This is a genomic window from Desulfobotulus alkaliphilus, assembly GCF_007830435.1.
In the GTDB taxonomy this organism is placed as follows: Bacteria; Desulfobacterota; Desulfobacteria; order Desulfobacterales; family ASO4-4; genus Desulfobotulus; species Desulfobotulus alkaliphilus.
Window position 1 is genome coordinate 259,284 of the sequence record NZ_VLLC01000002.1, and the last position, 10,010, is coordinate 269,293.

Annotated in this window: 10 protein-coding genes; 5 read left to right on the forward strand and 5 right to left on the reverse strand. The window is 52.6% G+C overall.

The genetic code is table 11. The features are described 5' to 3' along the window. Positions 1–41 precede the first annotated feature (41 nt). From LZ24_RS02700 to LZ24_RS02710, 3 genes are all read left to right on the forward strand, one after another. On the forward strand, positions 42–830 hold the full coding sequence (locus tag LZ24_RS02700) for an electron transfer flavoprotein subunit beta/FixA family protein (RefSeq protein WP_144682060.1): 789 nt from the start codon (positions 42–44) through the stop codon (positions 828–830). Next, the gene (locus tag LZ24_RS02705; protein WP_144682061.1) at positions 830–1,783 is read left to right on the forward strand and encodes an electron transfer flavoprotein subunit alpha/FixB family protein; all 954 of its coding nucleotides are present in this window, start codon (positions 830–832) and stop codon (positions 1,781–1,783) included. The genes LZ24_RS02700 and LZ24_RS02705 overlap by 1 nt, the downstream gene beginning before the upstream one ends. A 96-nt stretch (positions 1,784–1,879) precedes the next feature. Continuing rightward, positions 1,880–2,515: a class II aldolase/adducin family protein gene (locus LZ24_RS02710; RefSeq protein WP_144682063.1), complete on the forward strand. Its 636-nt coding sequence runs from the start codon at positions 1,880–1,882 to the stop codon at positions 2,513–2,515. Between the two features lie 396 nt (positions 2,516–2,911). Here the strand turns inward: LZ24_RS02710 and LZ24_RS02715 are convergent, their stop codons facing one another. Together LZ24_RS02715 and LZ24_RS02720 are read right to left on the reverse strand one after the other, a co-directional pair. Beyond that, positions 2,912–3,118, reverse strand: a complete 207-nt coding sequence (locus tag LZ24_RS02715) for a hypothetical protein (protein ID WP_144682065.1) — start codon at positions 3,116–3,118, stop codon at positions 2,912–2,914. 96 nt (positions 3,119–3,214) lie between these two features. Continuing rightward, entirely contained in the window at positions 3,215–4,882 is a 1,668-nt protein-coding gene (locus LZ24_RS02720; protein WP_186442892.1) for a DEAD/DEAH box helicase, read from the reverse strand. 712 nt (positions 4,883–5,594) lie between these two features. Between LZ24_RS02720 and LZ24_RS02725 the strand changes: the two genes are divergently transcribed. Further along, on the forward strand, positions 5,595–7,178 hold the full coding sequence (locus LZ24_RS02725; protein ID WP_144682069.1) for a B12-binding domain-containing radical SAM protein: 1,584 nt from the start codon (positions 5,595–5,597) through the stop codon (positions 7,176–7,178). Positions 7,179–7,189: 11 nt separating this feature from the next. Next, positions 7,190–7,345, forward strand: coding sequence for a hypothetical protein (locus tag LZ24_RS17090; RefSeq protein WP_186442893.1), 156 nt, complete (start codon positions 7,190–7,192; stop codon positions 7,343–7,345). A gap of 161 nt (positions 7,346–7,506) precedes the next feature. On the opposite strand, the gene LZ24_RS02730 is transcribed toward LZ24_RS17090, so the two are convergent. The 3 genes from LZ24_RS02730 to LZ24_RS02740 all read right to left on the reverse strand — a co-directional run bounded on the left by LZ24_RS02730 (position 7,507) and on the right by LZ24_RS02740 (position 9,860). Continuing rightward, the gene (locus LZ24_RS02730; protein ID WP_144682071.1) at positions 7,507–8,031 is read right to left on the reverse strand and encodes a hypothetical protein; all 525 of its coding nucleotides are present in this window, start codon (positions 8,029–8,031) and stop codon (positions 7,507–7,509) included. A gap of 374 nt (positions 8,032–8,405) precedes the next feature. After that, positions 8,406–8,918 carry a DOMON domain-containing protein gene (locus tag LZ24_RS02735; protein ID WP_144682073.1) on the reverse strand — a complete coding sequence of 171 codons (513 nt, stop codon included), beginning with the start codon at positions 8,916–8,918 and terminating at the stop codon, positions 8,406–8,408. A 78-nt stretch (positions 8,919–8,996) separates the two neighbouring features. Further along, complete coding sequence (locus LZ24_RS02740) at positions 8,997–9,860, reverse strand: ImmA/IrrE family metallo-endopeptidase (protein WP_144682075.1); 864 nt, start codon at positions 9,858–9,860, stop codon at positions 8,997–8,999. Positions 9,861–10,010: the final 150 nt, after the last annotated feature.

A 10,010-nucleotide genomic window follows, 5' to 3' on the forward strand; every position in this document is an offset into this window, starting at 1 on the left:
GCAACAAAATGGCCAAATACAATTTTAACTGGGAGGAATTCATGGAAATCTTGGTATGCGTCAAGAGAGTTCCCGATACTGCGGAGAACGAAATTGAGCTCAACAGTGCGGGGAATGACATCGAGCGGGATGATCTGGTGTATTCAGTCAACGAGTGGGACAACTATGCCGTTGAGGAAGCCATTCAGATTGTGGACAAGGTAGGCGGTACGGTTACGGTTGTGACCGTTGGCGACGAAGATGCGGATGAGGTTCTGCGTCGTGAAATGGCCATGGGTGCCCAGAACGGTATTCTGCTCAATGACGAAGCCTTTGAGGATTCCGATGCCATGGGTATTGCTACCCTGCTGAAGGCTGCTGCAGAAAAGGGCAAGTATGACCTGATCATGACCGGTGCTCAGGCCGATGCGGGTTATGCTGCCGTTGGTGGTATGCTGGCCGCCATGATGGATCTGCCCTATGCTTCCCTTGTAAATATGGTAGAAGTGGGTGACGGCAAGCTGACCGTTGGCCGTGAAATTGAAGGTGGAAATCAGGAAATCAACGAAATTGAGCTTCCCTGTGTACTTTCCATCCAGACCGGTATCAATGAGCCCCGCTATGTGGGTATCAAGGGTATCCGTCAGGTTTCCGGCATTGAAATTCCTGAGTTTGATGCTGCGGGTCTGGGTGTTGATCCTGCCACGGTGGGTGCCGCAGGTGCCAAGACCAAGCGGGTGGACTACTTCATCCCCGAAACCGGTGAAGGTGCTGAAATGCTTACGGGCAGCACCGAAGAAATTATTGCTAAACTCATTGACATCATGAAGGCGAATGGAGGGCTGAAGTAATGGCAACTGTATATGCTTTCGTAGCGCATAGTGATGGCGTTCTGGATGATTCCGCAGCAGAGCTTGCTGCTGCCGCCAAAAAATTTACCGATGCCCCTGTAACGGCCATTGTAACGGGTTCCGGTGTGGATGCCGCTGCTGCCAAGGCTGCTGAGCTTTTCCCTGCCGTATGGAAGATTGATGCTGCCGAGCTGGCCTATCCCAATGCGGAAGTGGTTCGTAAAGCCCTTCTCAACAACCTGGATGCCGGTGCTGTGGTTCTGATGGCCCACAATACCTTCGGTATGGACCTTGCTCCTGGTCTTGCCGTTAAAATCGGCGGTGCCTTTGTTGCCGATGTTGTGGACATTGAAGGTGCCGACGGAGATACCCTGAAGGTTATCCGTCAGGAATTCGGCGGTGTGGTATCTACCCATGTAACCGTGGATATGTCTGCAGGTGCTGTGGTTACCATCCGTCCCGGCGCTGTTGCTCCTCTGGAAGGTGCTGCTGGTGGTGCCGTTGAGGATAAAGCCGCTGGGGATGTTTCTGCCAAGCGCAAGTTCATCGAAGTCCGTGAGCCCGAAGCGGGTGATGTTGACATTACCAAGGCGGAAGTTCTGGTTTCCATCGGCCGTGGTATTGAAGATCAGGACAATATTGAGCTGGCCCACGAGCTGGCCAAGGCCATTGGATCCCAGGCAGAAGTTGCCTGTTCCCGTCCCATCGTGGATGCCAAGTGGATGGATGCTTCCCGTCAGGTGGGTACCTCCGGTAAAACCGTTAAGCCCAAGGTATACCTTGCCATGGGTATTTCCGGTTCCTTCCAGCACATGGGCGGTATCAAGGGTGGCGTGATTATCGCTGTCAACAAAAACCCCAATGCGCCCATCTTCCAGGTGGCCAATGTGGGTATTGAGGCAGACATCCTTGAGTTTATCCCTGAGCTGACCGAAGCCCTTGGCGAACTGTAAAAAAACAGTTTTCTGACTGGCTTGTAAAAAAATAAAAAACCGGGACCTTTCCTGCGCTGGGGAGGGTTCCGGTTTTTATATTTTTAAGGAGAGGGTATGGAAAAAGAAGCGGATCTGCTTTTGCATTATGGCCGGAAGATGCATGCATCCGGGCTTGTAACGGGTTCCGGCGGGAACCTCAGCGTCCGGGTAAAAGACGGCGTGCTGATTACGCCCAGTGCCATGGCCTATGAAGAGATGGCTCCTGAAGATATGGTACTGGTGGATGCATCGGGAAAGGTTCTCAGGGGCAGGCGGGCCGCATCCAGTGAGCTGGGTTTTCATCTGGCCCTGTATGGGGCAAGGGAGGATATCATGGCCGTTGTGCATACCCATTCACCCTGGGCCACCACCCTTGCCTGTCTCGGCTGGTCCCTTCCTGCGGTGCATTATCTGGTGGGCTATGCGGAGCGGCATGAGGTGCCTGTGGCACCCTATGCCATTTTTGGCAGTCAGGAACTGGCAGACCATGTGGTGAGGGGAATGGGGGATGGCAAGGCTCTTCTTCTGGCCAGTCATGGTCTTGTGAGTATGGGGGCGGATCTGCGGGAAGCTTATGAGGTTGCAGAGGAAATAGAATTTGTGGCAGGGGTGTATCTGCGTGCAAAGGCGGTGGGAACACCTGTGATACTGGATGAGAAAGCCATGGCACCGGTTCTGGAGAAGTTCAGAAAGTACAGGGGGCTTAAGTGAAAAACGCCGGGAGCCGGTTAAGTCGTCCGGCGTTTTTTCTCTTATTTTTGTAACTGTTCAACACAGTTTTTCAGGTACCATACCTGCAAGGCAGATGCACAGGCCCCAGGCTATTTGCCCGTGACGCAATCTTATTCGGGAGCTTCTTGCCCTGTGCGGAAGCGGCAAAAACTCCCCGCCACAGGCAGGATAAGTTTTTTGATTACCATAGCAGGCTTTGGCACGCTGCCTTTGTGGCGGCTCAGACAGTTTGCCGCTTCTTTCGCACAGGCCTGCAAAGCTCTGATCCGAAACGATTGCAATGTCACTTGCAAATAGCCACGGAGCCTTGCAGCAGTAAGACGCTGCTGCAACTACAGCATTGGCAGTTCGGAATAAACTGTGCTGAATACTTACTTATATTTTATCTTTGCAAAGCTTTTCATCTTCCAGGGGAAAGAGAAATTCAGAAAGTTTGTGGCAGAGTTCCTCCGGCCAGACATCCCCATGGAGAAAGATTTCCACTTCTTCCGGACTCAGGCTGTTGCGGGCGGTGGGGGGCAGACTGCTTAGGGCGTCCTGTCGTTTTTTCAGTTCAGATATGGGGGCTTTTGATTTTGACATGTGAGCTCCTGTGGCTGCATAGCCAAGGGCCTCGCATGGCATGCGGGGCCCTTTATGATCTTGCTTTTGTTATTTTTCGTTTTTGCAGATGAAAAACTATGCGCTTTGTTTTCTGTAATCCGGCCGGGCATTTTTGCGGGGTGCAAGGGCTTTTACGGAAACGCTGCGGGTGCCTAAGGGGATGTCGCGCACATTCTTTTTAAGGATAACCGCCACGTCGGGATCCACATCCACAAAGGAAAATTCCCGGCGCATGTCAATTTTACGGATGCGGCCTGCCTGAATTCCTGCGTTTTTAGCAATAAAACGGGTCATGGATGCAGGAGTCAGTCCATCCAGGGTGCCTGCATTGACAAAGCAGCGGCAAAGGGCATTGCTCCGTGCCTGCGCCGGATGGTTTTTCTGGAAGGGACGGCCGGGGGCCGGTCTTGCGGAATTCATCGGCGCATCCAGTTTCTCTTGGGTCTGTGAAAGACTGACAAGGGAAGGGGCATGGGCGGCAAGCAGGGCACGGATCAGATCTTCTCTGGAACATGTGGCCATATGCTTTTCCGCTTCTGTAATCAGGCTTTCATCCATGCTCCTGCTGTTTTTAATGGTATCCGCAAGGTGAGCAAGCTGGCACTCCTGAATAGCGCTGGCATCGGGCAGGGGAGTGGGGACAAAGGCAAGGCCTGTTCTCCTTGCAATGCCTGCCATGCGGCCCCGTTCTTCCGGAGAGATGAGGGCCACGGCAATGCCGCTGTGTCCGGCTCTGGCCGTTCTGCCGGATCTGTGGGTATAGGTTTCCGACACTTCGGGCAGTCTGTAGTGAATAACCAGCGGCAGTCCCGGAAGGTCAATGCCCCGGGCGGCCACATTGGTAGCGACCAGAAGCCGGAAACGATCGGCGCGGAAGCGGTTGACCGTGGTTTCCCTCTGGGCCTGGGAGAGATCGCCATGCAGGGCTTCTGCGGGAAAACCCGATGCCGTAAGTCTTTCCGTCAGCTCCTGGGACTCTTTCCTTGTGCGGCAGAAGATCAGGGCGCGGGCACCGGGATGGGCCTGCAGTACCCGGAGCAGGGCAGGAAAGCGGTGGCGTTCCCGCATGCAGTGGCAGATATGCTCCAGTCTGTCCGGGGCTTCCGGGCTGTCTTCCGCTTTGATGACGGCAGGGTTTCTCAAAAGGGAGAAGACCTCTGAGCGGATGGTGTCCGGCAGTGTGGCGGAAACCATGTGCCGGGTATGATTTTCCGGGAGGTAGCTCTGGATTTTCCGGATATCCTCAAGGAAGCCGGGGGTCAGCAGTTCATCGCCCTCATCCAGAACCAGCCGCTCTATGCCGGAGAGGTTGGCGTCCTTGCGCATGACAAGGTCCAGCAGTCTTCCGGGTGTGGCCACAAGTATGGAGGGTTTTTTGGATAAAGCCCGGGCCTGAAGGCCGATGCTGGCACCTCCGTAAACGATACATACGGAAAAGCCGGGTATGCGGGATGAGAAGGCGGCCAGAGATTCTCCCACCTGTATGCAGAGTTCCCTTGTGGGGACAATGACAAGGCCACGGAGGGTGTTTTTTTCTCCGGTGCTGTTGAGGTGGTGGATCATGGGCAGGCCGTAGGCTGCTGTTTTGCCGGTTCCTGTGGCTGCCAGAAGAAGGGCATCCTGATCGGGATTTTCCAGAAGCGGTGGAATGGCGGCTTTCTGTATGGGGCTGGGTTCGGTGAAGTTCTTTGAATTTAGGGCGTCGAGAATCAGGGGGTGGAGATTAAGTTCTGAAAATGTCATGGATATTCCTGAAGTAAAATGGGGCGTGGCATACACGCCTTCCGGTTTTGGGGGAGTTAGCCCGTCCGGCGGGTGAAGGGATGACCCGCACCACATACTTATGTGGTTATGGGAGGGATGCCATCCCCGACCTTCAGGAAAAAGAACATGGTGCATGGTTTTTTCAGTAAGGCCCATCCAAAAGCGGCATCGGGATGTATTATATAAAACAATGCAAAAGTCAAGTAAAAAATGATTTTCCGGTTCTGCTTTGGGGGAAGCCGGCTTCCCATCTGGTCATCATCAGGGGTTTTTGGCAGAAAAGCCAGAGAACTCATGATGCAAAAGGGCGTGACCCTGCGGATGTGGATTCTGGCAATTTGATTACCACTGTCTTTCAGCGATACGCACTTTAATCATGGAAACTTTAGACCCGATTTTACGCATCTTAGCGGGCACCCGTAAAGGGTGCTCCTGCACAAAACAGGAGTTGTAAAATCCATTTGCAGGGGCAGGTCTTGCGCCTGCCCGTATTAATGCTCGCCCCACGGGTCTGCAACTGGCAGGCCAGCAGACTGTGGCTGATTCAGGGTGGTAATCAGATTGGGGGAAAGGGGTGTCCGGCTATGCAAAGGCTGATTTTTCCCCTTGACGTTTTTTGGATTTTGGGCTTAGAAATGCCTGAGTTTTCAAACGTTTTTTTACCTCTCCGGGCTGTCTTACAAGGAACTCCATGCGCATCATACTCATTGCTCCCCCCTATCCCCTGCAGCAGGCCCCGTCTCCACCTTTAGGGCTTTGCTATGTTGCCGCTGCCTGCCTTGCTCAGAAGGCGGAGGTGAAAATCCTTGATTTCATTGTGGCTCCATGGAGTCCTGAAATTCTTCAGAAAGCCTTTGATGAATTTCCGCCGGATGTCATCGGCATCACCGGCGTGACCATGACGGCTCCCGAAGCTCTGGAGATCATCCGGGCAGCCAGAAAAATCCGGCCGGAAGCCCTCTGCTTCATGGGAGGCCCCCATGCCACCTTTGATGCCGACAATCTTCTGAAGGACACTCCGGAGCTGGATCTTGTGGTTCTCGGAGAAGGGGAGGCCACCCTGGCGGAGCTTGTACCCCGGCTCAGAAATCCTGAGACCTGGCAGGATATCGCCGGTATTGCTTACAAGGAAAACGGCAGTGTGGTTTTCACCCCCAAACGCCCCCTCATTGAGGATCTGGATGCCCTGCCCCTTCCTGCCCGGCATCTTCTGCCCATTTCCCGGTATCAGGCCCTGGGTTTTCCCGTGAGCATCATCACCAGCCGGGGCTGCCCCAATGGCTGCATCTTCTGCCTTGGCCGCAGGATGGTGGGCGCGAAGGTGCGGCACCGCAGTGCATCCCTTGTGGTGGATGAGATTGAAGGGCTGCTTGCCATGGGGTTTTCCTACATCAATATTGCAGATGATCTTTTCACCGCAGATGCCCTTCGGGTGGAAGCCTTCTGCGAGGAAATCCGGAAACGGGATCTTGTTTTCTGCTGGAGTGTGTTTTCGCGGGTTAATACCATCAACGTCCGAATTCTGCGGCTGATGAAGGAAGCAGGCTGTGTGACCGTGAGCTTTGGCATTGAATCCGGATGCCCGGACATGCTCAAACGGGTAAAAAAGGGCATCACCCTGGATCAGGCCCGTGACGCCGTGGCCGCCTGCCGGGAAACCGGGATGCGGGCCCATGCATCATTTATGGTGGGGCTTCCCGGAGAGACCGAGGAAAGCCTGATGCTTACCCAAAAATTTCAGGATGAGCTGGGCATTGAATCCGGATACCACTTCCTCTGCCCCTTTCCCGGCACCACGGTTCGGGAAAAAATTGAAGACTATGACATGGAGATCCTCACCAGCGACTGGCGTCTTTATGATGCGGACAGCCCTGTGGTGCGCACGGCAGGGGTTTCTCCGGAGCGGATGACCGCCTTTGTGGAGGATGCCTATGCGCCCCTCCATGCGGAATGGAAGGCCATTCAGGAAAGGGTGGCAGCGGGCGAAGGCACGGAGGAGGAAAAACTCCGGGTGCTGGGCAACCGCCGCATGGAGCTGATCTTTGCCATCTTGTCCAAAGATCTTCTGGATGAGGCCGGGGTTTGTCTGGAAGAAGATCCCCTTTCCAGCTTAAGCAGGGCCATCAGCCGCATGACCGGGGAAGAAGAAGGGTTTTGTCTTCAGATCTTGGAAGATCTTGTCCGTAAAAACCTGATTGTCCGGGCTAATAACCGCTGGGTCTGGGCGGAAACCCCAACAGTGCAGATGGATTCCGGCATGAAGCGAAGTGCGTGAAGGCCACGTATATGAAAGGTAAGGGAGGATTCCATGTTTTTGCTATGGATTCCCATTATGAAATTCTGCGTACGATTCCAAGGCCAGACATCCACATGGCTGATGCAATGGGGCTGTGTGTGAAGATGATGTCCGGCACAACCGGTACCATTGGCACCACAGAATGAGCAGGCATGGAACCGGGTGCAAAGGAACAGATACCGACGTCACAGAATGCCACGCATACAAGAACCGGACACAATCAATGAGGCCTGTGTCCGGTCGTAAGTGGATAGAAATCAAGATAAGATGACTTGGTGACACAGATACCCAATGAAGGTATCTCTGCCTAATGTTTGGTGGCATCCTCACCGATCAGCAGATCCAGGCCCTTGTCTCCGGCAGCCAGGACTTCTCTGACTTTTTCTGGGGTAAGCCCAACGCCTGCGGCTATGTCTTGAGGTTGCAGGTTGAGCTTGGAAAGACGCATGATAGTTTCAAACTTCTCTTCATAACGGCCTTTATAGAGTCCCTTAACCACACCCATCTCTTCACCCTTCTCCAACCCAAACCGCTCTGCACTTGTAATGTATGGCATCTTTTTTTCCTCCTCCAAGAGGTAAACATCTTTAAGGAACTGTTTTTCCAGCTCCTTTGGAAGGCTGATCATCCAGTCGATGTAGCGGTACAGCTGCAGGATGTCTTCTTTGCTGTAGTTCCGCTGATACATGAGCTTCACCAGATGGTATTTCCATGCTTTCAGCTCATCCTCTGACTGGCTGCTTTTGGCCTTGATCTGGGCCATGACCACCAGAGAGAAGACATTGTCGCTGGCTTCAAGCGCATTCCAACGATCTTCATCCTCCCAATCCATTTGTCCACATACCGCCGTCCTGTGGTGCCATCCCGAACGATCTTCTGCAGCTCTTTGTCCAGAAACACAAGCCCTTTGTCCCAATCAATCTCGTCATGGATCTGGGGGAACAGGAGTGCAAGGAACTCTTTAAAATACCTCCCTACGGCTTCTTTCCATGGGCTGTCGTAATCACTGGATTCGCTTGTTGCCATGCAATATCCTTTCTTTAGAAAGTGTAGCAGAAATACCCTGCTACTGCATAGCCTGAAAAATGGAGAGTGGGAAGGGCGGTTTTGTAGGGGCCTGCCCCTACAGCACAGTACCGGAGCCAAATATGTAATACATTTAGCCGTGACTTTTGTTTGTCATAAATCCCATCTGTTTCCGATAGGTTATTGGAATGAAAAGGGCGGAAAAAGGTCTGGTTTGTGAAAATCAGGAACATCACCTCCAACGGGAAACGCACAGAGAAACCGGCGCTTGCCGTTTTCTCCGTGGATGGCAAAGGCATTGGCCCGGACGCAGTTTTCAGGAAGATACGCCAGAGAAATTCTGCCTTCCCCCCGCCATGTGTTGCCGGAAATCCGGGCTGAATATTCCATTGGAAGGTGCATTTTGTCCACACAGCGAACACCGGACAATTTCAGAACCAGATAATGCCCATGGGGGCCCATCTCGATTTCAAGGTAATCACCATTTATTCCCACAAGAAAAAGTTCCACCACCTCATACTGCCAGAGCTTATCTGTGCTTCCTGGCTGCCGGGGAGGAGGCGGATCTCCATGGAAAGGGGCTTTAACGGAAATGCAGAGCTGGTCTTTTTCTTTAAAGGATCTGACCCGGATAATTTCCTGGGGAGAAAGAGGCTCTCCCTGCCATGTTTTGGCAATGGTCCATTCTGCCATGGTATCCTCTGTATGATAGGTTGTCAGTTTCTCTTCGCAGTAAAAGATCAGAAAAGATGAATAAAGAGGGCAGATAAGCTATTTTTTATTCTGGATGTTCTCCTTTCGTAAAGGAAATTTTCTGAGGGTTCTGGACTCTACCATCCCTGCGGCTCTGAGTACGGTTTCCAGACTGACATCAGGGATCTTGTCATCTTCATCAAGATAGCCGCTCAGGTACTGGGCTGAGGGGTTTTTTATGTCCATCCGTTCACAGACCAGCCATGCGACGGATTCAGCTTCAAACTCTTTGACTTCCTTTGATTCAAGGGTTCTGTCCGGCCACCAGTTTTCACTTGGGCTTCCCAGATGACCGCAGTAGAGATGGCCCAGTTCATGGGCCAGCGTGGCAAACTTTTCTTCTCTGGTGTGATTTCTGTTGGTTATTATCTGATAAAGTACCTTCACGTTTTTTTCCCCTGCTTCTTTCCATATTTCCTGATTTGCCCTTTGTATATACCCCGCACTGGAAACCCCGTAATCTGCCTCATGATATGTGATGCCGTCTGTGATGAGGTTGGCCATGAGCTGTTTCCAGGCTTTTTCCTGAAGGTGGCCTTCTGTTTTAAAAGGCTGGAGAAGTTCTTCGGGGAAGGGTGTGTTGCCTGTGGTTTCTGCAAGATCAAAAACAAAACGTACCGGGCCGAAGGGCTGGAGTATTACCAGCGGCCTTGCACCGGGTTTTATGGTGCGGTTGAATTTGTTTTTCCACTCCCATGCTGTGGCCACATAGGTGCTTCCCGGTTTTTGCACATGGAGCAGAAAAGCATTGTAAGGTCCGATTTTCGGGAATCTTTTTATGAAAGAGAAAAGCTCATTCAGATCTTTGCCATTGCGGTAGGTGCCGACCTGGTTGAAAAGCTGATCCAGAGCCTTGGGTTCTTTGTCATTTTTGTTTGCCATGGCTTCCTTTTTTATTTTTTGGGTTTTTGGTTGCAATGAGGCCGGAGAATTTATCTCCGGAAATTGTAATGCTCAGGTCGTCCCCCTTACTGGGGCGTGGATTGACTTCAATGGGGCCGGGGCAAAATGCCCCGGAAATGGAGAAGAAGG